Below are 23,652 nucleotides of genomic sequence, written 5' to 3'. Positions count from 1 at the left end.
CGCTCACCGTACGTCACGAGGCGGTCACGATCGCCCGGTTGACGGCGCAGGCGCTCTTGCCGCCCCGATCGACCCCGCGTAGACCAGAGCGCACGGGACAGCGCGCGACGTTCGACGAGGAACGAAGAACGGGGCAGTGATGCGCAGTACGAGCAGCACCATCCGGACACACCGGGCCGCCAGGACCGCAGCCGCCGTCGTCGCGGGAGCTTTGGCGCTCTCGCTCAGCGGGTGCGGCGGAAGCGACGACGACAACAAGAGCAGTGGCAGGAGCAGCGGAGGCACGGAAACCGCCGCAACCGTCACCCTGCCGAAGCTGAACGGCCAGACCCTAGAGGTCGCCGCCGTCTGGACCGGCGGCGAGCAGGCCAACTTCAAGAAGGTGCTCGCCGAGTTCGAGAAACGCACCGGCGCCAAGGTCACCTTTGTGCCCGCCCAGGACCCGATCGTCAACTTCCTCGGCTCGAAGATCGCCGGCGGCCAGCCGCCGGACGTCGCCCTGCTCCCGCAGCCCGGCGCCATCAAGCAGGCCGTGCAGAAGAAGTGGGCCAAGCCCCTCGGCCCAGAGGCCCGGGCCGAGATCGGCAAGAACTACTCCCAGGGCTGGCAGGACATCGGCAAGGTCGGCGGCACCCAGTACGCCGCGTACTACAAGGCCGCCAACAAGTCCCTGATCTGGTACAACGCGAAGGTCTTCCAGAACGCGGGAACCAAGGAGCCGGCGCGCTGGGAGGAGCTGCTGAAGGTGGCCGGGGACGTCTACGACTCCGGGGTCACCCCCTTCTCCATCGGCGGCGCCGACGGGTGGACCCTGACGGACTGGTTCGAGAACGTCTATCTCTCCCAGGCGGGCCCGGACAAGTACGACCAGCTCGCCCGGCACAAGATCAAGTGGACGGACCCGTCCGTGAAGGACGCGCTGGCCACGTTGGCGCGGATCTGGGGCAGGAAGGACTACATCGCGGGCGGTCCCGACGGCGCGCTGCAGACCGAGTTCCCCGCCTCGGTCACCCAGACCTTCACCGGAGGCACCCAGCCGAAGGCGGGCATGGTGTTCGAGGGCGACTTCGCGCAGGTCAACATCGGCGAGACCAAGGCCGAGGTGGGCACGGACGCCAAGGTGTTCCCGTTCCCGGCGGTGGGAGGCCAGGCGCCGGTGGTCTCCGGCGGTGACGCGGCGGTCGTCCTGAAGGACTCCCGGGCGGCGCAGGCACTGGTCACCTTCCTGGCCTCGCCGGACGCGGCGACCATCCAGGCCAGGCTCGGCGGCTATCTCTCACCGAACAAGGCGGTCCCGCTGTCCGCGTATCCGAACGCTGTGCAGCAGAAGATGGCCAAGGCGCTGATCGCGGCCGGCGACGGCTTCCGCTTCGACATGTCCGACCAGGCCCCGCAGGCCTTCGGCGGCACGCCCGGCAAGGGCGAGTGGAAGGACCTCCAGGACTTCCTGAAGAACCCGGCGGACATCGCGGGCACACAGGCGAAGCTGGAGAAGGACGCGGCGGCGGCGTACGGGAGCGGGAGCTGACCGGCGATGACGTCGGCCACGGCGGCGGGGGCGTCCGCGGCCCCCGCCGCTCCGAAGAGTCGCAAGAGCGTGACCGGCACCCGGAAGACCGTGGCGGCCCTCTTCCTGCTGCCCGCCCTGGTGCTGCTCGGCGCGCTCGTGGTCTACCCGATCGGGTACTCGGTCGTCCGCAGCTTCGGGGACGCGTCCGGCGACGGCTTCGCCGGGTTCGACAACTACAAGGCGCTGTTCACGGACGACGGCATCCGCACCGCCCTCAAGAACAACATCATCTGGGTGGTGTTCGCGCCGACGGTGTCCACCGCGCTCGGGCTGGTCTTCGCGGTGCTCACCGAAAGGGTCCGCTGGGGCACGGCGTTCAAGCTGGTCGTCTTCATGCCGATGGCCATCTCGATGCTCGCCGCGGGGATCATCTTCAGGCTGGTGTACGACCAGGATCCGGACAAGGGCGTCGCGAACGCGGTGTGGGTCGGGATCCACGACACCTTCGCGCAGTCGTCCGCGTTCCCCAAGGCGCACCCCGGCCGTGAGTCGCCCCTGACGGCGCAGGGAGGCGGTTTCATCACCCGGACCGCCGTCCACACGGGCCGCCCGGTCGCCCTGCCCCTGGTCGGGGTCGCCCCCGACCAGATGCCGAGCGGCGCGAAGAAGGCCGTGCAGGCCGAACCCGAGCCGGGGAGGATCACCGGCACCACCTGGCAGGACTTCACACGTGGCAAGGGCGTCGGCAGGCTCGGGGCGGTCGACCCGTCGGAGCTGGGCTACGCCGGGATGAGGATCGAGGCGGTCAAGGACGGCAGGGTGGTGGCCTCGGCCGAGGCAGCCGCCGACGGCACGTTCACCCTGCCCGCCCGGGCCGACGGCGCCCGGCTGCGGCTGCCGGCGGGCAACTTCAAGGAGCCGTACAACGGCGTGGACTGGCTGGGGCCGTCGCTGGTCACACCGGCCATCATCGGCGCATATGTGTGGATGTGGGCCGGCTTCGCGATGGTGCTGATCGCGGCCGGGCTCGCGGGGCTGCCCCGGGAACTGCTGGAGGCGGCACGGGTGGACGGCGCGAACGAGTGGCAGGTGTTCCGCCGGGTCACCGTGCCGCTGCTCGCGCCGGTGCTCGCGGTGGTCACGGTCACCTTGATGATCAATGTGCTGAAGATCTTCGACCTGGTCTTCATCATTCCGCCGGGCTCGTCCCAGGACGACGCGAACGTCCTGGCCCTGGAGCTGTACCGGAAGGGCTTCTCGGAGGACCGGCCCGGTATCGCGAGCGCGATCGCGGTGTTCCTGCTGCTGCTGGTGATCCCGGTGATGGCGTTCAACATCCGTCGGCTGCGGCGGGAGGTCAGGCGATGACCACGCAGGTCCGAACTCCGCCGAAGGCGGCGCACGTCACCGTCGTCCGACCGAGGCGCTCCCTGGCCGCGCGGCTCGCGGAAGGCGTCGGCGGCGGTCTGGTCCGAATGTTCCTGATCGTCGTCGGCCTGTTCTGGCTGGTGCCGACGATCGGCCTGCTGCTGTCCTCGCTGCGCTCGCCGTCCGACATGAGCACGTCCGGCTGGTGGACGGTCTTCGGCAAGCCCTCGCAGCTGACCGTGGAGAGCTACCAGAAGCTGCTGGAGAACGGTGACATCACCAACTCCCTGCTGAACACGGTGCTGATCACCGTCCCGGCGACCGTCCTGGTGGTGGTGATCGGCTCCCTGGCGGGCTACGCCTTCGCCTGGATGGAGTTCCCGGGCCGCGACTGGTGGTTCCTCGCGGTGGTCGGTCTGCTGGTCGTGCCCGTACAGGTGGCGCTGATCCCGATCGCGGAACTGTTCGGCAGGATCGGTCTGTTCGGGACGGTCTTCGGGGTGATCCTCTTCCACACCGGCTTCGGCCTGCCCTTCGCGGTGTTCCTGCTGCGGAACTTCTTCGCGGAGCTCCCCCGGGAGCTGCTGGAGGCGGCCCGCCTCGACGGCGCGGGCGAACTGCGGCTGTTCGCCCGGGTCGTGCTGCCGCTGGGCGGTCCGGCGATCGCGAGCCTCGGCATCTTCCAGTTCCTGTGGGTGTGGAACGACATGCTGGTCGCGCTGGTGTTCACCAAGTCGGGCACCCAGCCGATCACGGTGGCCCTGCAGACGCAGGTACGTCAGTTCGGCAACAACATCGACGTCCTGGCGCCCGGCGCGTTCATCTCGATGGTGGTCCCGCTGGCCGTGTTCTTCGCGTTCCAGCGTCAGTTCGTGTCCGGTGTCATGGCGGGCGCCGTCAAATAGCGGCGCCCGTACGGCAGTTCGCGGGGTGGGTCGCACCACGGCCCACCCCGCGCCGTTCACCTCGGGTTTCCTTCGCCGTTCCCCCGCATGTCGCACCCGGGCGTAACCAAACCAGTCCATCGGACGTTTTCGGGCAGTATGCCCGTGCCGACCCATGGATTCCCCTTGCCCAGGTTCAGTGTCATCGTTCCCGCGTACAAGGTTCAGGCGTACCTGGAGGAATGCCTGACATCCGTGCTGGACCAGTCGTATCCCGATCTCGAAGTGATCGTCGTCGACGACTGCTCTCCGGACGCCTGCGGCGCCGTCATCGACGAGTTCGCCGCCCGCGACACCCGCGTCCGCCCGCTGCACCTGCCGGAGAACGTGGGGCTCGGCCGGGCCCGCAACGCGGGGCTCGAGCAGGCGAGGGGCGACTATGTGCTCTTCCTGGACGGCGACGACTGCCTGACCCCGGACGCCCTCCAGGACATCGCGGACCGGCTGAAGGCGGCCTGCGAACCGGACGTCCTCGTCTTCGACTACGCCCGCACGTACTGGACGGGAAGGACGGTCCGCAACCGGCTCTCCGGTCTGCTCACCGAGGAGGGCCCGGCACCCTTCCGCCTCGACGACCGGCCCGGCCTGCTCTCCCTGCTGATGGTGGTGTGGAACAAGGCGTACCGCCGGGAGTTCCTGGAGCGGGAGGGCTTCACCTTCCCGCCGGGCTACTACGAGGACACGCCGTGGACCTTCCCGGTGCTGCTGACCGCGGAGACCATCGCCACCCTGGACCGGGTCTGCGTCCACTACCGCCAGCGCCGGCAGGGCAGCATCCTCCGCTCGACCAGCCGCAAGCACTTCGACGTGTTCGACCAGTACGACCGGGTCTTCGCACACCTGGACGCTCATCCGGAGCTCGCGCGGTGGCGGCCCCTACTGTTCCGCCGGATGGTCGACCACCTGGCCACGGTGTTCGTCCGGCGTGGCCGGCTGCCCCGCGGCAGTCACGCCGAGTTCCTGCGGCGGGCCCGCGCCCACTACCGCCGCCACCGTGTCCCGGGCGCCCCTTTGCGCGCGCGCCATCTGCTGGTCCGGTTCGGCGCGCACCGCACCTTCCGGCTGCTGTCCCTGACCTCCCGTCTCGCGCGCGGCGCCCGGCTCCTGGCCGCCCGCGTGGGCCGCCGGTCGGCCGGCGCCGCGCTGCGGGTGCACTACCGCCTCCAGCGGTGCCTCCCGCTGCGCGCCGACCGGGCCGTCTTCGCCAGTGACGCCTCAGGCGGGTACGGCTGCAACCCGGCCGCCCTGGAGTCCGCGTTCCGCAGGCTTTTCCCCCGGATCCGCACCGCGTGGATCGCCCACCCCGAGCACCACCACACCATCCCGGCGGCCACCCGCCGGCTGCGGCCCGGCACGGCCGCGTACTGGACGGCGCTGGCCCGATCCCGGTACCTCGTGCACAACGCCGACTTCGGCCCGCGGCTGGTCAAGCGTCCCGGCCAGATCCTGGTCCAGACCCGGCAGGGCACCCCGCTCAAGCGCATGGGCCTGGATCTCCGGGACCGTCCGGCCGCCGCCCGCGGCACCGACTTCGCGCGGATGCTGCGCTCCGCCGACACCTGGGACTACGTCGTGTCCGGCAACCGCCACTCCACCCTGGTGTGGGAGCGCGTGTTCCCGTCCCGGTTCACGACACTGGAGTACGGCCTTCCGCGCAACGACATCTTCGCGCGGGCGACCTCGGCGGACGTGACCCGGCTGCGCGAGACGCTCGGCATCCCCGCGGACTCGGTGGCGATCCTGTACGCGCCGACCAGCCGCGACTACCTGCGAGGACCGCGTCCCGGCCTCGACTTCGAGCGTGTCCTGAGCAGGCTCGGCCCCCGCTTCGTGCTGCTGACCCGGGCGCACCCCTCGTACCGCGAGCCGCTGACACGGGCGACCGGCGGCCGGCTGATCGACGTCAGCGACCACCCGAGCGTCGAGGCGGTGTGCCTGGCCTCGGACGCGCTGGTCACCGACTTCTCCTCGCTGATGGTCGACTACGCCAACCTGGACCGGCCGATCGTGGTGTACGCGGACGACTGGGAGGCGTACGAGGCGGCCCGCGGCACCTGCTTCGACGTGCGGGCCTTCCCACCGGGCGCGGTCGCCTACAGCGAGGACGAACTGATCGACATCTTCGCGACGGGCCACTGGTGCGGCTCGCGTTCGGCGCGGCTGCGGGCCGCGTTCCGCGAGCGTTTCTGCCCCTACGACGACGGGCGCGCCGCCGAGCGGATCGTGCGCCGGGTCGTGCTCGGGGAGAGCGCCGTGCTGCCGTCGGTGGTCCCCTTGGCGGGCCGTCACCCGGTCCCGTCCGCCGCCGCGGGCCTGCCCGCCGTACCACTTGCCGTCGTCCCGGCGCCCGGAGGTCCCGTCCCGGTCGCCGAGCGCCTGTGACCCCCTGAACCACCCGGAGTTCCGCATGCCGCGCAGACCCACCCCCACCAGGCCGTTCACCTGCCGCCCTGCAGGACGGCCCGGGCGCTGACGCACCCGCACGCCCACGACGCACAGGCCCCGGCACAGGCACCGGGGCCCGAGAGAAAGACCAGAATGCCCCGCTTCAGCATCATCGTCCCCGCCTTCGGGGTCGCCGGCCGCCTGTCCCAGGCGCTGGACTCCGTCCTCAGCCAGTCCTACGGCGACTTCGAGCTGATCCCGGTCTGCGACGCCCCGGACTCCTCCGCGGGCTCGGTCGCCGCCGCGTACGCCGAGCGGCATCCCAGGGTCGTCCCGCTGACCTCGCCGCCCTCCGGCGGCGTGGGCGTGGCCCGTACGACGGGGATGGCGGCGGCGGCCGGGACGTATCTGCTGTTTCTCGACGGCGACGACGTCCTCACACCCGGCGCGCTGGCCGCGATCGACGCGCGCCTGACGGGGACCGGTGACGTGGACGTCCTCTTCTTCGACCACGAGCGGGTCCACTGGTGGGACGCCGAGACGTCCACGCCCCCGCTGGGCCCGGCGCCCGACGGGGCCTTCGCGCCCGGCCGGGCGCCGGCGCTGACCGGGGTGTCCGTGCCCGCGTGGAGTGCCGCCTACCGGCGCGCGTTCGTCGTCGGGCACCGGCTCACGTTCCCGGCGAGCCACTTCACCGACATCGGCTGGGGCGGTCTGGTCACGCTCACCGCCGAGCGCATGGCGGTTCTGCGGTCGGTGTGCGTACGGCATCTGGTGCGACGGCAGGGCAGCCGGCTGCACAGCCCCGGAGCCCATCAGCTCGACCTCCTCGACCAGGTCGAGCTGGTCCTCACCCGGGCCGCCGACATCGCCCTGCCCGCCGACCGGTTAAGCCCTCTGTTCGAGCAGCTCTTCTCCGCCGTCCTGCGGACCGCCGCGCATCCGGAGCGGCTGCCCGCGCATCTGCGGCGTGCGTTCTTCCGGCGGGCGAGCCGCCTGTACCGACGTCACCGCCCGGCGGGGTTCCGGCCACCGGCGGGCAGCGTCGGGGTACAGCACCGTCTGCTCGCGTCCGGTGCCTACGACGCTTTCCGTGCGCTGCGGGCCTTCAACCAGGGCGTGGCGCAGGCGGCGCGGCGCACCCCCCGGTCCCGGGGGCTGCGCACCCGCGCCCGGTACGCGTTGCAGCTGCGCCGCCCGCTCGACGGTGATCTCGCCGTGTACTGCGCGTACTGGGGCCGGGGCTACGCCTGCAATCCGGCCGCCATCCACGCCAAGGCCCGGGAACTGGCCCCGCACATCCGCTCGGTGTTCCTGGTGGAGCCGGAGGCGGTGGCCGGCCTGCCGGACGACGTGGAGTACGCGGTGATCGGCAGCCGCGCCGCCTGGGAGGCGCTCGCGCGCGCCAAGTACCTGATCAACAACGCCAACTTCGCGGACGGCGTCGTGAAGCGCCCCGGCAGCGTGCACCTCCAGACCCAGCACGGCACCCCGCTGAAGAAGATGGGCGTCGACCAGTCGACGTATCCCGTGGTCGCGGCCGCCTCCGGGAGCTTCACCAAGCTGCTCACCCGGGTGGACCGCTGGGACTACAACCTCTCCTCCAACCAACACTCCACGCGGATGTGGGAGCGGGCGTTCCCGGGCTCGTACGAGACCCTCGAGTACGGCTATCCGCGCAACGACGTGTACTACACGGCGACCGCCGACGACGTGGCCCGCGTCCGCCGCGAGCTGGGCATCCCCGAGGGCAGGACGGCCCTGCTGTACGCGCCCACGCACCGCGACCACGACACCGGCTTCGACGCGCGCCTGGACCTGGAGGCGTTCTGCGAGGCGATCGGCGACGCGTATGTGGTGCTGCTGCGCGCCCACTACTTCTACGACCGGGGCTCGGCGCGCGGCGACGGCCGGATCATCGACGTCACGGGCCACCGCTCCTCCGAGGACGTGTGCCTGGCCGCCGACGCGCTGATCACGGACTACTCGTCGATCATGTTCGACTACGCCAACCTGGACCGGCCGATCGTCGTGTACGCGGACGACTGGGACGTCTACCGGGAGGTCCGCGGCGTCTACTTCGACCTGATGGAGGCGCCGCCGGGCCGGGTGGCGCGTACGCCCGAGGAGCTGACGGCGGTCTTCCGCGACGGCGCGTACGCGGACTCCTCCGCCGCCGCCCTGCGGGCCGCCTTCCGGCAGCGCTTCTGCCAGTTCGACGACGGGCGCGCCGCCGAGCGCGTGGTGCGCCGGGTGCTGCTGGGCCAGCCGCCCGAGTCGATCCCGCCCGTGATCCCGCTCGCCGAGCGCGTCCCGGCCCCGGCCCACTCCCTGGTGAGGAGCTGACCTTCGTGCCCCGCTTCAGCGTCATTGTCCCCGTCTTCAAGGTGCAGGGCTTCCTCGGCGAGTGCCTGGACTCGGTGCTCGGGCAGTCCTACGCCGACTTCGAGGTGATCGCCGTCGACGACCGCTCGCCCGACGGCTGCGGAGCGATCCTCGACGAGTACGCCGAGCTCGATCCGCGCGTACGGGTGCTGCACCTGCCAGAGAACGTCGGTCTCGGCCGGGCCCGCAACGCCGGGATGCCGTACGCCACGGGGGACTACCTGTTCTTCCTCGACAGCGACGACACGCTCACCCCGGGGGCGCTGCGCGCGATCGCCGACCGGCTCGAGGAGACCCGCGACCCCGACGTCCTCGTCTTCGACTACGCCCGCACCTATTGGTGGGGCGGCACCCGTCGCAACGTCCTGGCCCGGGTGCTCGCCGAGGCGGGCGGGGGGACCTTCACGGCGGCGGACAACCCCGAGATCCTCGACCTGCTGATGGTGGTGTGGAACAAGGTCTACCGCCGGGACTACGTCACCGCGCACGACCTCGACTTCCCGCCGGGCTACTACGAGGACACGCCCTGGACCTTCCCCGCGCTGCTGAGCGCCCGGCGGATCGCGGCCCTCGACCGGATCTGCGTGAACTACCGGCAGCGCCGCCAGGGCAACATCCTGTCCACCACCAGCCGCAAGCACTTCGACATCCACGACCAGTACGAGCGGGTCTTCGCGTACGTCGACGCCCATCCGGAACTGGACCGCTGGCGCCCCTATCTGCACCGCAAGATGGGCGAGCACTGTCTGGACATCCTCGCCAAACCGGACCGGCTGCCCGCGTCCGACAAGGGCGAGTTCTTCCGCCGCACCGCCGAGCTGTTCCGCCGGCACCGCACCCAGGAGCCGGTCCCGCCCGAACTGCGCGTTCTTCAGGGCGGCTACGCCCGCTACCGGGCCCGGCAGCGGGCCGCCGCGCTCGGCGGCGCGCTCGGCAGGCGGGGAGAGCGGGTCCGCGGGGCGGCGGCCACGCGCGTCAAGGGCATCTGGTCCCGGGCGCACGCGCTGCGGCCCCTGGACCCGGATCTGGCCGTCTACTCGGCGTTCTCGCACCGGGGTGTCCTCGGCGACCCGGCCGCCATCCACCGCGCGGCATGTGAGCTCGCCCCGCACATCCGGGGCGTGTGGGTCGTGCGCCAGGACCAGGCGGAGCACCTTCCACCGGACATCGAGTACGTGCTCCCGGACTCGCTGGCCTACCACCGGGTCACCGCGCGGGCCACGTACTTCGTCAATAACGTCAGCTGGCCAGGCATCCTGGTCAAGCGCCCCGGCACCGTCCACATCCACACCCATCAGGGCACCCCGCTGAAGTACATGGGGGCCGATCTGCTGGGCAAGCCGGGCGCCCGCCACGGGGTGGACGTGCCGCAGATGCTGCGCCGCGCCGACCGCTGGGACTACAGCCTGGTCGCCAACCGCCACTCGGAGCTGGTCTGGGACCGCGCCTACCCCTGCCATTTCTCGTCGGTCCGCACCGGCAGCCCCCGCAACGACGTCCTGGTGGGCGCGGGGCCCGCGGACGGGGCCGCCTTCCGGTCCCGGCACGGCATCCCCGAGGACCACACGGTCGTGCTGTACGCGCCGACCCACCGGGACCACGTCCGGGGCGGCCACGCCGACCGCTTCGACCTGGCCCGGTTCGCCGAGGATCTGGGGACGGGCCGCACCTTGGTCGTCCGTCTGCACCCCTCGCTCGCGGAGGGTCCGGCCCGCGGCCTGGGTCTGGCCGAGCTGCACCGCCGCGGCGTGCTGGTGGACGCCACCGACGAGGCGCATGTCGAGGAGGTGATGCTCGCCTCGGACGTCCTGGTCACGGACTACTCGGCCCTGATGTTCGACTACGCCAACCTGGACCGGCCGATCGTCGTGCACGCCGACGACTGGGGCGCGTTCACGGCCGCGCGGGGCGCCTACTTCGACATCACGGCACAGGCGCCGGGTCATGTCTCGCGTTCGTACCGGGAGCTGGCGTGGCTGTTCGCCTCGGGGTGCTGGCGGGACGCGGAGTCGGCGCGGCGGCGGGCCCGCTTCCGGGCGCGGTTCTGCGAGTTCGACGACGGGCAGGCGGCACGGCGGGTGGTGCGGACGCTGATGCTGCGCGAGCCGGACGTCCCGGTGTCGATCCCGGCCCCGGCGGCGGGCGACGTGGATGCGCTGACCACGGCATGAGAACGCGCCCGGCACCGGGAGGGAATCTCACCGGCGCCGGGCGCGGGTCGCGTGGTTACTCGACGACCAGCTCGACCGGGATGTTGCCGCGGGTCGCGTTGGAGTAGGGGCAGACCTGGTGGGCCTGCTCGATCAGCTTCCGGCCGGTCTCCTGGTCCACCGAGTCGGGCAGCTCGATGCGCAGCGTGACGGCGAGGCCGAAGCCCTCGCCCTGCTTGCCGATGCTCACCTCGCCGGTCACCGCGGCGTCGCTGACGTCGACCTTGGCCTGGCGGCCGACGAGGCCGAGCGCGCTGGCGAAGCAGGCGGCGTACCCGGCGGCGAACAGCTGCTCGGGGTTGGTGCCCTGGCCGCTGCCGCCCATCTCCGCCGGAATGGCCAGCTGCAGGTCGAGCTTGCCGTCGGAGCTGACGGCGCGCCCGTCGCGGCCGTGGGTGGCGGTGGCGACGGCGGTGTAGAGCGCGTCCATGGAAAACCATCCCTTTCGAAAGTCTCTTCCGGCGGCCGGCCCTTCGTTGCGTCCGGACCGCCTTGCGGAGACGATTAGAGCACACAATTCAATTGCGCACAACTAAATGGGCCATCGGAGCTACCCTTGAGCCATGACGACCACGCCGACCCCCAGCACGGCGGCCTCCGCCGCCCCCGCGGCCGATGAGTACCTGCGCCTCGAGCACCAGATCTGCTTCTCGCTGCACGCCGCCTCCCGCGCCTTCAACAGCGTCTACCGCGTCGTGCTCAAGGAGCTGGGCCTCACCTACCCCCAGTACCTGGTGATGCTGGTGCTGTGGGAGCAGGGAGAGCTGCCGGTGAAGAAACTCGGTGAGCACCTGCGGCTGGACTCCGGGACGCTGTCGCCGCTTCTGAAGCGGCTGGAGGCCACGGGCCTGGTGCGGCGCGAGCGCAGCGCACGGGACGAGCGGTCCGTGCACGTCCACCTCACGGACGAGGGCACCGCGCTGAAGGAGCGGGCGCTGCTGGTGCCCCGCCGGATCTCCGCGGCCACGGGCTTCGACCTGGCGGAGATCACGGATCTGCGGGCCCGCCTCGACCGGCTGACCCGGGCGCTGGACGCGGCGGCACTGGAGGAGACTCCGGACTGCCTGTAGGACACCCGTCCGTCAGGTGCGGTCCGCAGCGGTTCGCCCACCGCCGCGAACGCCCTCGCGGCGCACGTAAAGTCGAAGGGTGACACCGCGGTGCACGTACTCCGCGCGGGTGACGAACTCCTCGTCGAGCGCGGCGAGTTTGGCACGGTCGGTGGCGTTCCAGGGGGTCCAGGAGGGCCGCAGCGCATACTCCTCGGCGACCACCCAGACGTACTCCAGCCCGCCGAGCCGCCGCCGCAGCTCACGGGGGCCGACCTCCTGCCCGTACAGCGTCCCGCCCTCGGCCGCGGACACGTCCAGCGCCAGGTCCCGGACCCCCCGGAACCCCGCGGGATAGGCCAGCGCCGACCGCCGTTCCAGCGAGGGGAGGAACAGCACGGGGTCCCCGGGCCGCACCGTGCGGCCGACCGCGGCCGAGACGGCGGCGAGGTCGTCGGGCCGGTTGGCGGCCCTGCGGTCGGCCCTGAGCAGGGGAAACTGCACGACCAGCACCCCGCAGACGAGCAGCACCCCGACCAGGGCCCCGACATGCCGGCGCCCCGGGGAGGGCCGCCGCGGGACCGGGCGGATGCGGGGCACGGAGATCCGTCGCCGCTCCCGTACCGCCACTCCCGCAGCGTCCGGCACCGGCCGGGGGGGCGTGGACGGCAGGGGGACGCGCACGGCCGGGCGGTCGGTGTGCGGGGAGCCGCTCCGCACGATGGCCGTGGCCCTCCCGGCCGGCCGGCGGAACATCCCGGCCACCCGCTCGACACCGGCCGCGGCCAGCAGGGGCGCCCCGGCCAGTGAGTACAGCACGTACCGCTCGTCGTAGAGCGGGCTGACCCGGGACACCACCATCAGCACCGCCGGCGGGACCAGCAGCAGCGGCAGCGCCACCCCGGCCGGCGAAACCCCGTGCGGCGCCCCGGACTTGCGCACCGCCAGCGCCATCAGCACCAGATACGGCCCCAGCACCGCCCAGGAGGGCCCCGCGAACTGCCGTAGCAGCCGCTCCACGCTCCGCCCGTCCGGCGGCGTCAGCCACGCCACCTGCTCCGCCTGCCCCCGCGACACCAGCACCAGCGGCAGCAGCACCACGGCCACGGCCCCGGCCGCGCAGGCCCACCCCCGCCACACCCTGCCCGGCACCCGGGCGAGTGCCAGCGTGCAGGCGTGGGCCGGCAGCACCAGCACCGCGAACTCGTGCAGCACACAGGTGACGGCGAGGACGACGCCGTAGGCCCACCACCTCCCGCCCCCCGCCGCCCGCACCAGCAGCAGTGTCGCGCCCGCGACACCGGCCGCGACCAGCGCGTAGCTGCGCCCCTCCTGCGCGTAGTGCCCGACCATCGGCGTGACGGCGTACAGCAGTCCCGCCCACAGCCCCACGCGCGGACGGCACAGCCGCGTGCCCAGCGCGGCGACCAGCCCGGCCGCCGCGGCCGCCCCGCAGACCGAGGGCAGCCGCAGCAGCACCTCACCGGGGTGGACGGCCAGGACCCCGTGCATCAGCAGGTAGTACAGGCCGTGCACCGCATCCACACGGTGCAGCAGCCGCCAGATCTGCGGCAGTGAACGACGCGCGACCTGGAACGTGGCCGCCTCGTCGCGCCACATGCCGTCGCGGTCCAGTCCCCACAGGCCGAGGACGAACATGACGGCCACGGGCACGAGGACAGCCACGCGCTCCGTACGCCTCAACGGTGACCCAGTCATGAGGGCATTCAACATGCGCCAACTCAGTACTATTAACTGACTTTTACCGCTTATGGACGGTATATCTGCACACTCGGGACATCGTGGCGGCTTACCATCCGGGCTTGATGAGTGCCTTGAAGAGTGCCATGGAGCCCCCCGCACCCCCGTCCGCGGCTGCGTCGCCGCCACCGCTGTGGAAGAGGGGCCGGACGACGCATCGGTTGCCTGTGCTCGCCGCCGGCTGGCTCACCACCCGGGCGCTGATGCTGTGGCTGCTGGCCCACGACCAGTACCCCCTGCTCGGCCGCGGCGGGGTCGCACGCGAGGTGTGGGCGCTGTACTTCCACTGGTACGGGGTCCTCTCGCACGGCGCGTTCCCGTCGGGCGACCGGTTGTGGCAGTACCCGCCGGGAGCGGGCCCGGTCCTGCTCTCCCCCGCAGTGCTGCCGGGATTGACGTACTTTCAGGCATTCGTCGTCCTCACCCTGCTCACCGACGCCGTGATCACCCTCGCCCTCGCCCGCGCGGGCACCCGCCCGGGCCGCTCGCTGCGCGGCGCGGCCCTGTGGACGGCGGGCCTGCCGCTGCTGCTGCACATTCCGCTCGCCCGGTACGACGTCCAGGTCACCGCCTTCGCGGTGGTCTCGCTGCTGACGTTGTCGCGCTCCAGGCGCGTGGGCGGCGCGTTCGCGGCACTCGGCGCCCTGGTGAAGGTGTGGCCGGCGCTGGCGCTCCTCGGCACCCCACGCGGCCGCGGCACCCGCGAGGCGTGGACGGCGGCCGCGGTCACCACGGTCACGCTCCTCGCCCTGCTCGCGACCCTGTTCCGCAACCCGTTCGACTTCCTGCGTCAACAGGGCGGCCGGGGCGTGCAGATCGAGTCGCTGGGCGGAACGGCGCTGATGCTCGCGCGCCGGGCCGGCTGGTCGGGGCGCACCCGCTACCAGTACGGGGCGGTCGAGTTCGTCGGCCCGCATGTGCACGCCGTCGCCGTCTGCTCGCTGGCACTGACCGCGGCCGCCTTCGCGCTGCTGCTGCTGTGGCGGGTACGGGCCCGCCACTGGACGCCCGCGACCCCCTACGACGCGGCGCTCACGGCCGTCCTGCTGTTCACGGTGACAAGCCGGGTGATCAGCCCCCAGTACATGGTGTGGCTGATCGGGCTGACCGCGGTCTGCCTGACCTCACGCCACACCACGCAGCTCGCGGTGGCCCCGCTGGTCCTGGCGGCGAGCGCGGTGAGCACGGTGGAGTACCCCGCCCTCTACGGGGACGTCATCAACAGCACCTGGGTGGGATGCCTGCTCATGGTCGTACGCAACGGGCTGCTGGCGTCCGCGGCGGTGCTGTCCTTCGTCCGCCTGTGGCGCTCGGGCCGGCGCCCCACCCCGGAACCGGTGGAAGCGGACATCCCGCCGGGGAACCCGGACCGCGTTCCTGCCCTCTTCCACACAAGCGGTTAATTGGCTCTTAACAGATGATTACCAGGTTTCCCTAGGCTTCGGCTCGTGGATTCGATGCACCCTCACGATGCACAGGTCAGCGTCGTCGTCATCGGTTACGACGACGCCACTCATGTGACGGACGCGGTGCGTTCCGCCCTGGCCCAAGGCGGGATCGTCCGCGAGGTCATCGCGGTCGACGACTGCTCCACGGACGGCAGCCCCGCGCTGCTGGACGCCCTCGCGGCCGAGGACCCGCGGGTGAAAGTGGTGCGCAGAACCACCAACAGCGGCGGCTGCGGCACCCCGCGCAACGACGGGATCGACGCGGCGACCGCCCCGTATCTGATGTTCCTGGACAGCGACGACATCCTGCCGCCCGGCGCGGTGGACGCCCTGCTCATGGCGGCCGTCGCACACGCGACCCCGCTCGCCGCGGGTCTGTGCGTGCGCCGTGAGCTGCCGTCGGGCCGCGAGGTCCCCTGGCAGCCGGAGCTGTACGAGCGGCCCGCGCTGGTCTCCCGCCCCTCCCAGCGCCCCCGCCTGGTGGACGACACGCTGTGCGTCAACAAGCTGTACCGCACCGACTTCCTGCGTGAGCACGGCATCCGCTTCCCCGAGGGCCGGTTCCCCTACGAGGACTTCGTGTTCACCGCGCGCGTACTGGCCGCCGGACCGAGCATCGCCCTGGTGCCGGACACCGTGTACGTCTGGCACGTGCGCCGCTCGGCGCAACGGCTGTCGATCTCCCTCGACCGCGCCGCCATCGACAACTGGAAGGCGCGCATGGAGGCGAACCGGCAGGCGTACGAGATCCTGCTGGGCGCCGGTGAGAAGCGGCTCGCGCGCGCGGCCCGCGCCGCCTTCCTGGACCGTGGGCTGCGGATGTACGCGCGGGAACTGCCGTTGCGCGACGCCGAGTACCGGGACGAGTGGTGGAGGCTCACGCGCGCGTACCTGTCGGACTTCGACGCCGCCGACCTCGCGCAGGCGTCCGTGTCGGGACGGGTCGTGGCGCAGGTGGTGCTCGCCGCCGACCAGCCCCGCGACCTGCACCGGCTCAAGGAGCTGGCGGCCCACCCGGCGCGGCTGGCCCCGCCCTACGCGACGGCCGAGGACGGCGCTCCCGTCTGGTCGGCGGATCTGCCGCAGGTCCGGCTGGAGCACCTGCTGCACCGCCCCATGGGGCACCTGCCGGTCGCCGTCGACGCGGAACTGCATCCACGCGCGCGGGGCACCCGGCTGCGGCTGCGCCTGCACGAGCTGTACGGGCGGGTGGAGAACGCGCGACCGCACCGGGTGGACATGGCGTTCGTCCAGCGGGAGGACGACAGCCGGGTGGGACTCGCCGCCACGGCCGCGCTCCGGCCGGACGCGGAGCTCGGCGGCTGGACGGCCGAGGCGCCCGTGGGCCTCGCGGAGCTCGCCGACGGGACCTGGGACCTGAAGCTGACGCTGCGCTTCGACGACGGCACGAGCCGCGAGACGACGGCCCACGCCGTCGAGGGCCCCGGCCTGCTGGGCCGGCGCATGGTGCCGAGCGTGCGGCACGGGGTGCTGCTGACGCAGCCGTACGCGACGCACTCCGGGGCGCTGGCCCTGCGGGTGGCATCGGGCGTACGGGGAGTGACGGCGGTCGTGGGCCGCAGGCTCCGACGCCTGCTTCACTGGAGATGACCGCAGACGCACACTGGGCCAACTGACGAGGGACGGCCGCACATGACTTGGCTGATCACCGGCGGCGCCGGCTACATCGGGGCGCATGTCGTCCGCGCGATGACCGAGGCGGGCGAGCGCGCCGTGGTGTACGACGACCTGTCCACGGGCATCGCCGAGCGCGTGCCCGCCCAGGTGCCGCTGGTGGTGGGTTCCACGCTCGACGGCGACCTGCTGCGCCGCACGCTGTCCGAGCACGCGGTGAGCGGGGTCGTGCACCTGGCGGCGAAGAAACAGGTGGGTGAGTCGGTCGAGCTGCCGCTGCACTACTACCGGGAGAACGTGGAGGGCCTGCGGGTCCTGCTGGACGCGGTGACGACCTCGGGGGTTCCCTCTTTCGTGTTCTCCTCCTCCGCCGCGGTGTACGGCATGCCGGACGTCGATCTGGTGACGGAGGAGACGCCGTGCGTCCCGATGTCGCCGTACGGCGAGACCAAGCTGGCCGGCGAGTGGCTGGTCCGGGCGACGAACCGCGCCACGGGCCTCGCGACGGCGTCCCTGCGCTACTTCAACGTGGCGGGGGCGGCGGCCCCGGAGCTGGCCGACGTCGGCGTCTTCAACCTCGTCCCCATGGTCTTCGAGAGGCTGACGCAGCAGGGGGCCCCGCGCATCTTCGGCGACGACTACCCGACCCCCGACGGCACCTGTGTGCGCGACTACATCCACGTGGTGGACCTCGCGGAGGCCCATGTGGCGGCGGCCCGCGCGCTGCGAGCCGCCCCCGGCACGGACCTGACCCTCAACATCGGGCGCGGGGAAGGCGTATCGGTGCGCGAGATGATCGACCGCATCAACGCCGTCACGGGCTACGACATCCCGCCGACCGTCACCCCTCGCCGCCCCGGCGACCCCGCCCGCGTCGTCGCCTCGGCCGACCGCATCGCCGAGCAGCTGGGCTGGACGGCGAAACACGACGTGGAGGACATGATCACCTCTGCCTGGGAGGGGTGGGTGCGCAGGCATCCGGAGGCGGCGCGGGGCTAGGGGGTTGGGAACCCCTGGTCGAACTCGCACCTGCTCCGCGCGTCAGCCCGTCGTCCCCGCGCGCTCGGCAAGGTGCGGGAACACGACACCGGTCAGCTCCTCCGAGGCCGTCCACAGGCGGCGTGCCGACCGGGGGTCGCTGGCCGCGCGGGAGCGGCCGACCAGTGTGGGCGCGCCCCGCATCTCGCCGAGGCCGTCCGGGCCGACGTAGCTCGCGCCGGGCAGGTCCTGGATCGCGGCGTACAGGGTCGGCCGCGCGCCCGCCTTGTCGTCCTGGGCCAGGAACCGGTTGCCGGCCCGCATCGCCATCCGGCGTACGACGCTGGCGTCATGGCTCTGGAGATTGGTCGCGGCCCAGCCCGGGTGGGCGGCGAGGGCGCGCACCCGTGAGCCGGCCTCGGTCAGGCGGCGCTGAAGCTCCAGCGTGAAGAGCAGGTTGGCGAGCTTGGACTGGCCGTACGCCACCATCGGCGCGTACTCCCCGGCCAGGTTGAGGTTGTCGAAGTGGATGTGCATGCCGGCCGGGAAGCGGTGCGCACCCGACGAGACGGTGACCACGCGGTCCGTGACGTGCGGCAGCAGCAGGTTCGTGAGGGCGAAGTGCCCGAGGTGGTTGGTTCCGAACTGCAGCTCGAAGCCGTCCTTGGTGCTGGCCTCGGGGACGTTCATGACACCGGCGTTGTTGATCAGCAGGTCCAGGTCGCCCTGCCAGCCCGCGGCGAACTGCCGTACGGAGGCGAGGTCGGCGAGGTCGAGGCGGCGCACCTCGACGCTGCCCCTCGCGTCACGCATGGTCGCGGCGGCCGCCTCCCCCCGCCGCTCGTCCCGCACGGCGAGCACCACATGCGCGCCCGCCCGGGCCAGGGCGTCCGCGGCGGCGAGACCTATGCCGCTGTTGGCCCCGGTGACAACGGCAGTGCGGCCCACCTGGTCAGGTATGTCGGTTTCATTCCATTTGCTCTGCGTCTTTGGCATGCGTTTCAATGTAGGCGCCGACAACAATGCTGTCAATGACAACAAAGGTGACACCGCCAACAATGTAGGCGGCGGTCACATGCTCGGTACACTGATCGCATGCACACTCGCCGCCGCTACCACCACGGAGACCTCCGCGCCGCACTGCTCACCCGCGCGGAGGAAACCCTCCGGGAGAAGGGACCGACCGCGCTCTCCCTCCGGGAACTCGCGCGCGACCTGGGCGTCAGCCACGCCGCGCCGAGCCGCCACTTCAAGGACAAGCAGGCACTGCTCGACGCCCTGGCGCTGACCGGTTTCGACCGGCTCGACGAGCGGATGAGCGCCTCGCTGAAGGAGGCGGGCGAGTCGTTCGCCGAGCGGATGAAGGCGGCGGCGCGCGCGTACGTGGACTTCGCCACCGCCAACGCCGAACTGCTCGACCTGATGTACTCGATCAAGCACGACCCCAAGGCCTCCGAGGAGCTGATCGCCGCGTCCCAGCGGTGGACCCGGCAGACGCTGAATCTGATCGCCGAGGGCCAGCGGCGCGGAGAGGTGCGCGAGGGCCCCCTTGAGCGCGTGGGCATCGGCGTCTTCTCCACCCTGCACGGTTACGCGACCCTGGCGGCCAGCGACTCCCTGCCTCCGGATGTACGCGCCGAGGGCCTGGACGAACTCGTGGCCTACATCCTGCGAGGCTGCGCCCCGGAGAAGCCGAGGCAAACAGCCTGAGAAACCCGTACGCTGCCCCGATGACCGACTCGGCCGGCCACACCCGACGGGCGATCGCCACCATCCTCGGCTCCGCCGTCGGCGACGCCCTGGGCGCACCCTTCGAGTTCGGGCCCGAGGGCGCGTTCTCGGCCCGCTTTCCCCTGCGGGGCCACGGCGGCGAGATGTGCGGGGGAGGCGGCTGGGATCCGGGCGAGGCGACCGACGACACACAGATGGCGGTACTGCTCGGGGAGTCACTGCTGGAGCGCGGCGGCCTCGAACTGCCGGACGTCTTCGACCGGTTCCGGCGCTGGGCGGCGGCCGGCCCCAAGGACATCGGCCTGCAGACCGAGGCCGTCCTCTCCAGCGGCGACCCCTGGGACCTCGCGGCTGCCCTGCACTTCCAGGTGAACCAACGGGCCGCGGGCAACGGCGCGTTGATGCGCGCGGCCACCTCGGCGGTCTACTTCGCGCCTCACGGCCGTGAGCCCACCATGCGCGCCGCCCGCCGGATCGCCGCCCTCACCCACGGGGACCGCGCGGCCTGGGAGGGTACGGCGATCTTCCACGAGCTGATCCGTGTGGCACTCACCGGCGAGGATCCCCTTACCGCGCTCCCGGACGTCCTCGGGGCCGTCCACCCCGGCCACCGCGTCCGCTACGCGACCGTCCTGGCCCCCGACTGGCATCCGGACCGGGCGACGGAGTTCAACGGGGCGGTCTGGCCCTGTCTCGGCTCCGCCGTCTGGGCACTGCGGACCACCACCTCGTACGAGGACGCCGTGCGCGCCGCCGTGGACCTCGGCGGCGACACGGACACGGTCGCGGCGGTGACCGGCGGGCTGGCCGGAGCGGTCTACGGCCCGGCCGCGATCCCGGAGCGCTGGACCGAGCCGTTGCACGTCCCGCTGCCGGGCTTCGGCGATCGCGTCCTGAGGTCGCCCCAACTGGTGGCACTGGCCCAGGGCCTGGCTCGCCGGAACACGAACTAGTGCTGCCGCATCTCTGCAGTGTCTGCCGCGCTCGATGCCGGCGGTGTCCATGGCCGTGTGCATGCCGCTGTCTCCTCCGCCGGTGACGGTGGCGGTGTTCGTGACATGGGCGGGGGCGCCGCAGGAGACGCGGACGGCCGGGATGGGGTTGCATGCCGCTGTCTCCTCCGCCGGTGACGGTGGCGGTGTTCGTGACATGGGCGGGGGCGCCGCAGGAGACGCGGACGGCCGGGATGGGGGGTGGATACCTCCGGCCGGGCTCCAGGACGTCGCTGTGGGTGCACGTCGGTGCTGCCGGCACCCAGGACCGTCCAGGACCGGGGGGCGCCGGGCGGTGAGTCCGGGCGGGAGGGTGTCGACCACGGTCACCGCGGTGCCGTCGGTCGCGACCGGTCCGGCGTTGCCGACGGTGATGGCGCAGACACCTCGCTTGCCGCGCCGCGGGCGGCACCGCCGGGGCGTCGAGCGGGCGGCGCCCGACGCCCCGGCGGACCACCGCAACCCCGATCAGTCACCCACGGACGGCACGGACCGGCACACGGCGGGCTCGGGCGGGCGTGCCCACCTCACAACGCTTTCAACGCCCCCGCGGTCGCCCGGGCCAGACCCGCCAGGTATCCCTTCGGCAGCTTCGGGCCCCGTACCACCACCGCTCGCCAGTACAGCGGTCCCGAGATCAGGTCGAGGGCCAGGTCCTGGTCGATACCCTCACCGATCTCGCCGCGCGCGGCGGCCGCCGCGACGATGCCGCTCGCCACGCTCTGCTGGCCCTCCCGCAGCGCCTTCTGCATGGCCTCCGCGATCTCGGGGTTGCGGGCCGCCTCCGCCTGGAGGTCCGGGATGATCTGCCCGGCCACCGGGTGCCGCAGGGCGCGTGACGTCAGCTCGTACAGCAGCCGCAGGTCCCCCTCCAGGGATCCCGTGTCGGGGACCGGCAGGCCCTGGACCGCGACCGCCGAGACCAGGTCGAGGACCAGGTGCAGCTTGGAGCGCCACCGGCGGTACACCGCGGTCTTGCCGACGCCCGCCCGGCGCGCGATGCCCTCGATGGACATCCGGGCGTAGCCGACGGCCGCGAGTTCCTCGAAGACGGCCGCGCGAATGGCCTCCGTCACGTCCTCGCGCAGCACGGCCGCACCCGCGGGCGCCCTGCGGCGCCGTTGCGCCTGGGGAGTGTCGGCGTTCGTGGTCATGCGGACCAGCATAGGGCGTGACGACGAAACGGTTGCGTTCCGACGTCACAACGGCTTACGCTCACGTTGCGACGATACGGTCCCGTCCCGACGTAAAGAGCAGTAGTCCAAAGTCCCAAGAGCAGCAAAAGAGCCCTAGAGCCCGGCAAGACCCCGGCAAGAAATGTGAGAAAAGCCGGGCAGTGGTACCAGAAGGGGCGCTATGGCGGAAGACTGCGGACCGGTTCGCGTAACCGACCCCCCCGAGCGAAAGCAGCGGATGTGAGCCAGGTCCTCCACACACCGCCCCCCACGGCAGCCGAAGCGGCCGAGACCCCGGCACAGCTCGCCGCCCGGTACGGCCTCTCGGTCAGCGGTGCCCGTCCCTCGCTGCCCGAGTACGTCCGCCAGCTGTGGGCGCGCCGCCACTTCATCACGGCGTTCGCCACGGCCAAGCTCACCGCCCAGTACAGCCAGGCGAAGCTCGGCCAGGTCTGGCAGGTCATGACGCCGCTGCTGAACGCGGCGGTGTACTACTTCATCTTCGGCGTGCTGCTGGGCACCAAGCACGGCGTCCCGGACTATGTCCCGTTCCTGGTCACGGGCGTGTTCATCTGGACCTTCACACAGAGCTCGATCATGGCGGGCACCCGCGCGATCTCCGGGAACCTGGGACTCGTACGCGCGCTGCACTTCCCGCGCGCCGCGCTGCCCATCTCCTTCTGCCTCCAGCAGCTCCAGCAGCTGCTGTTCTCGATGGCCGCCCTGATCGTCATCCTGCTCTGCTTCGGCGTACCGGTCGCCGCCTCCTGGCTGCTGGCGATCCCGGCGCTCGTCCTGCAGTTCATGTTCAACGCCGGCGTGTCGATGATCATGGCCCGGATGGGTGCGAAGACCCCTGACATCGCGCAGCTGATGCCGTTCATCCTGCGGACCTGGATGTACGTGTCGGGCGTCATGTGGAGCATCGACAACCTCACCGCGAAGGACCATCTGCCGCGCCTGGTGACGGTCGCCCTGGAGACCAACCCGGCCGCCGTCTACATCGACCTCATGCGCTTCGCGCTGATCGACAGCTTCCACGCGCACCAGCTGCCCCCGCATGTGTGGGCGGCGGCCACGGGCTGGGCCCTGATCGCCGGTGTCGGAGGCTTCATCTACTTCTGGAAGGCTGAGGAGACGTACGGCCGTGGCTAACCCGATCAGCGACCAGCCCATCCCGACCGTCGTCTGCGACGGCGTCGACATCGTCTACCGCGTCAACGGCACGGGCGCCGGCCGAGGCACCGCCACCGCCGCGCTCAACCGCATCGTGCGCCGCAAGCAGGCGGAGAAGGCCGCGGGCGTACGCCGGGTGCACGCCGTCAAGAACGTGTCCTTCACCGCGTACAAGGGCGAGGCCATCGGCCTGATCGGAACCAACGGCTCCGGCAAGTCGACGCTGCTCAAGGCCGTCGCCGGGCTGCTGCCCGTGGAGAACGGCAGGATCTACACCGACGGCCAGCCCTCCCTGCTCGGCGTGAACGCGGCCCTGATGAACGACCTCACCGGCGAGCGGAACGTCCACCTCGGCGGCCTCGCCATGGGCATGACCCGGGAGCAGGTCAAGGAGCGCTACCAGGAGATCGTCGACTTCTCCGGCATCAACGAGAAGGGCGACTTCATCACGCTGCCCATGCGGACCTACTCCTCCGGCATGGCCGCCCGCCTGCGCTTCTCCATCGCCGCCGCCAAGGACCACGACGTCCTCCTCATCGACGAGGCCCTCGCCACCGGCGACCGCTCCTTCCAGAAGCGGTCCGAGGAACGCATCCGCGAGCTGCGCCGGCATGCGGGAACCGTCTTCCTGGTCAGTCACAACAACAAGTCGATCCGTGACACCTGCGACCGGGTGCTGTGGCTGGAGCGGGGCGAGCTGCGCATGGACGGCCCGACCGAAGAGGTCCTCGAGGCCTACGAGGCCTTCACGGGTGGCGAGAAGAAGGCCGCCCCGTCACCGAAGCCGCAGCAGAAGCAACCGGAACCGGCAAAGGCGGCTCTTCCGTCTTGAGCCAGTACAGCGCTCGAACACACCGATCATCGACAGCAGTGCCGCCGTGGGCGTCTGTAGAGCAAGGAGGCCA

At 71.7% G+C, this 23,652-nt stretch carries 18 protein-coding genes; 14 read left to right on the top strand and 4 right to left on the bottom strand.

The window, feature by feature from the left end:
- The first annotated feature begins 139 nt into the window (after window positions 1–139).
- From LZ604_RS21880 to LZ604_RS21855, 6 genes are all read left to right on the top strand, one after another.
- Entirely contained in the window at window positions 140–1,528 is a 1,389-nt protein-coding gene (locus LZ604_RS21880; RefSeq protein WP_234517123.1) for an ABC transporter substrate-binding protein, read from the top strand.
- Between the two features lie 6 nt (window positions 1,529–1,534).
- Window positions 1,535–2,878 carry a carbohydrate ABC transporter permease gene (locus tag LZ604_RS21875; protein WP_234517122.1) on the top strand — a complete coding sequence of 448 codons (1,344 nt, stop codon included), beginning with the start codon at window positions 1,535–1,537 and terminating at the stop codon, window positions 2,876–2,878.
- Window positions 2,875–3,783 (top strand): carbohydrate ABC transporter permease, encoded by a 909-nt coding sequence (locus LZ604_RS21870; RefSeq protein WP_234517121.1) that lies wholly within the window; start codon window positions 2,875–2,877, stop codon window positions 3,781–3,783. Before LZ604_RS21875 ends, LZ604_RS21870 begins: the two co-directional genes overlap by 4 nt.
- A gap of 165 nt (window positions 3,784–3,948) precedes the next feature.
- Window positions 3,949–6,204 (top strand): bifunctional glycosyltransferase/CDP-glycerol:glycerophosphate glycerophosphotransferase, encoded by a 2,256-nt coding sequence (locus LZ604_RS21865; RefSeq protein WP_234517120.1) that lies wholly within the window; start codon window positions 3,949–3,951, stop codon window positions 6,202–6,204.
- 60 nt (window positions 6,205–6,264) lie between these two features.
- On the top strand, window positions 6,265–8,553 hold the full coding sequence (locus LZ604_RS21860) for a bifunctional glycosyltransferase/CDP-glycerol:glycerophosphate glycerophosphotransferase (protein WP_505016493.1): 2,289 nt from the start codon (window positions 6,265–6,267) through the stop codon (window positions 8,551–8,553).
- Window positions 8,554–8,558: 5 nt separating this feature from the next.
- Window positions 8,559–10,763 (top strand): bifunctional glycosyltransferase/CDP-glycerol:glycerophosphate glycerophosphotransferase, encoded by a 2,205-nt coding sequence (locus LZ604_RS21855; RefSeq protein ID WP_234517118.1) that lies wholly within the window; start codon window positions 8,559–8,561, stop codon window positions 10,761–10,763.
- A gap of 55 nt (window positions 10,764–10,818) precedes the next feature.
- Here LZ604_RS21855 and LZ604_RS21850 read toward each other — a convergent pair whose 3' ends face one another.
- On the bottom strand, window positions 10,819–11,232 hold the full coding sequence (locus tag LZ604_RS21850) for an organic hydroperoxide resistance protein (protein WP_234517117.1): 414 nt from the start codon (window positions 11,230–11,232) through the stop codon (window positions 10,819–10,821).
- Window positions 11,233–11,365: 133 nt separating this feature from the next.
- On the opposite strand from LZ604_RS21850, the gene LZ604_RS21845 reads away from it, so the two are divergent.
- Complete coding sequence (locus LZ604_RS21845; protein WP_234517116.1) at window positions 11,366–11,872, top strand: MarR family winged helix-turn-helix transcriptional regulator; 507 nt, start codon at window positions 11,366–11,368, stop codon at window positions 11,870–11,872.
- A 12-nt stretch (window positions 11,873–11,884) separates the two neighbouring features.
- On the opposite strand, the gene LZ604_RS21840 is transcribed toward LZ604_RS21845, so the two are convergent.
- Window positions 11,885–13,510, bottom strand: coding sequence for a glycosyltransferase family 39 protein (locus LZ604_RS21840; RefSeq protein ID WP_234517172.1), 1,626 nt, complete (start codon window positions 13,508–13,510; stop codon window positions 11,885–11,887).
- A gap of 305 nt (window positions 13,511–13,815) precedes the next feature.
- Here LZ604_RS21840 and LZ604_RS21835 point away from each other — a divergent pair, with 305 nt between their 5' ends.
- From LZ604_RS21835 to galE, 3 genes are read left to right on the top strand one after another with little or no spacing between them, the layout of a single operon-like run.
- Complete coding sequence (locus tag LZ604_RS21835; protein WP_234517171.1) at window positions 13,816–15,015, top strand: glycosyltransferase family 87 protein; 1,200 nt, start codon at window positions 13,816–13,818, stop codon at window positions 15,013–15,015.
- Between the two features lie 54 nt (window positions 15,016–15,069).
- Window positions 15,070–16,671 carry a glycosyltransferase family 2 protein gene (locus LZ604_RS21830; protein WP_234517170.1) on the top strand — a complete coding sequence of 534 codons (1,602 nt, stop codon included), beginning with the start codon at window positions 15,070–15,072 and terminating at the stop codon, window positions 16,669–16,671.
- Between the two features lie 42 nt (window positions 16,672–16,713).
- Window positions 16,714–17,694 (top strand): UDP-glucose 4-epimerase GalE, encoded by a 981-nt coding sequence (gene galE / locus LZ604_RS21825; RefSeq protein WP_234517115.1) that lies wholly within the window; start codon window positions 16,714–16,716, stop codon window positions 17,692–17,694.
- 42 nt (window positions 17,695–17,736) lie between these two features.
- Here the strand turns inward: galE and LZ604_RS21820 are convergent, their stop codons facing one another.
- On the bottom strand, window positions 17,737–18,669 hold the full coding sequence (locus LZ604_RS21820) for an oxidoreductase (protein ID WP_234517114.1): 933 nt from the start codon (window positions 18,667–18,669) through the stop codon (window positions 17,737–17,739).
- Between the two features lie 99 nt (window positions 18,670–18,768).
- Between LZ604_RS21820 and LZ604_RS21815 the strand changes: the two genes are divergently transcribed.
- Both LZ604_RS21815 and LZ604_RS21810 read left to right on the top strand, forming a co-directional pair.
- A complete protein-coding gene (locus LZ604_RS21815; protein WP_234517113.1) occupies window positions 18,769–19,383 on the top strand; it encodes a TetR/AcrR family transcriptional regulator in 615 nt (204 codons plus the stop codon).
- A gap of 20 nt (window positions 19,384–19,403) precedes the next feature.
- Window positions 19,404–20,357, top strand: coding sequence for an ADP-ribosylglycohydrolase family protein (locus LZ604_RS21810; RefSeq protein ID WP_234517112.1), 954 nt, complete (start codon window positions 19,404–19,406; stop codon window positions 20,355–20,357).
- Between the two features lie 566 nt (window positions 20,358–20,923).
- Here LZ604_RS21810 and LZ604_RS21805 read toward each other — a convergent pair.
- Window positions 20,924–21,550 (bottom strand): TetR/AcrR family transcriptional regulator, encoded by a 627-nt coding sequence (locus tag LZ604_RS21805; protein ID WP_234517111.1) that lies wholly within the window; start codon window positions 21,548–21,550, stop codon window positions 20,924–20,926.
- Window positions 21,551–21,811: 261 nt separating this feature from the next.
- Between LZ604_RS21805 and LZ604_RS21800 the strand changes: the two genes are divergently transcribed.
- Both LZ604_RS21800 and LZ604_RS21795 read left to right on the top strand, forming a co-directional pair.
- On the top strand, window positions 21,812–22,726 hold the full coding sequence (locus LZ604_RS21800) for an ABC transporter permease (protein WP_234517110.1): 915 nt from the start codon (window positions 21,812–21,814) through the stop codon (window positions 22,724–22,726).
- Window positions 22,719–23,579, top strand: coding sequence for an ABC transporter ATP-binding protein (locus LZ604_RS21795; protein WP_234517109.1), 861 nt, complete (start codon window positions 22,719–22,721; stop codon window positions 23,577–23,579). Before LZ604_RS21800 ends, LZ604_RS21795 begins: the two co-directional genes overlap by 8 nt.
- Window positions 23,580–23,652 lie beyond the last annotated feature (73 nt).

It is taken from the genome of Streptomyces glomeratus, from assembly GCF_021462825.1.
Classification (GTDB): domain Bacteria; phylum Actinomycetota; class Actinomycetes; order Streptomycetales; family Streptomycetaceae; genus Streptomyces; species Streptomyces glomeratus.
The sequence above is the reverse complement of the archived record's forward strand: the minus strand, read 5'-3'. Positions and strand labels throughout refer to the sequence as shown.

Coding starts and splice junctions, on each gene's coding strand:
- LZ604_RS21880 (WP_234517123.1), top strand. CDS start 140: ATGCGCAGTACGAGCAGCACCATCCGGACACACCGGGCCGCCAGGACC.
- LZ604_RS21875 (WP_234517122.1), top strand. CDS start 1,535: ATGACGTCGGCCACGGCGGCGGGGGCGTCCGCGGCCCCCGCCGCTCCG.
- LZ604_RS21870 (WP_234517121.1), top strand. CDS start 2,875: ATGACCACGCAGGTCCGAACTCCGCCGAAGGCGGCGCACGTCACCGTC.
- LZ604_RS21850 (WP_234517117.1), bottom strand. CDS start 11,232: ATGGACGCGCTCTACACCGCCGTCGCCACCGCCACCCACGGCCGCGAC.
- LZ604_RS21845 (WP_234517116.1), top strand. CDS start 11,366: ATGACGACCACGCCGACCCCCAGCACGGCGGCCTCCGCCGCCCCCGCG.
- LZ604_RS21840 (WP_234517172.1), bottom strand. CDS start 13,510: ATGTTCGTCCTCGGCCTGTGGGGACTGGACCGCGACGGCATGTGGCGC.
- LZ604_RS21835 (WP_234517171.1), top strand. CDS start 13,816: ATGCTGTGGCTGCTGGCCCACGACCAGTACCCCCTGCTCGGCCGCGGC.
- LZ604_RS21830 (WP_234517170.1), top strand. CDS start 15,070: ATGCACCCTCACGATGCACAGGTCAGCGTCGTCGTCATCGGTTACGAC.
- galE (WP_234517115.1), top strand. CDS start 16,714: ATGACTTGGCTGATCACCGGCGGCGCCGGCTACATCGGGGCGCATGTC.
- LZ604_RS21820 (WP_234517114.1), bottom strand. CDS start 18,669: ATGCCAAAGACGCAGAGCAAATGGAATGAAACCGACATACCTGACCAG.
- LZ604_RS21815 (WP_234517113.1), top strand. CDS start 18,769: ATGCACACTCGCCGCCGCTACCACCACGGAGACCTCCGCGCCGCACTG.
- LZ604_RS21810 (WP_234517112.1), top strand. CDS start 19,404: ATGACCGACTCGGCCGGCCACACCCGACGGGCGATCGCCACCATCCTC.
- LZ604_RS21805 (WP_234517111.1), bottom strand. CDS start 21,550: ATGACCACGAACGCCGACACTCCCCAGGCGCAACGGCGCCGCAGGGCG.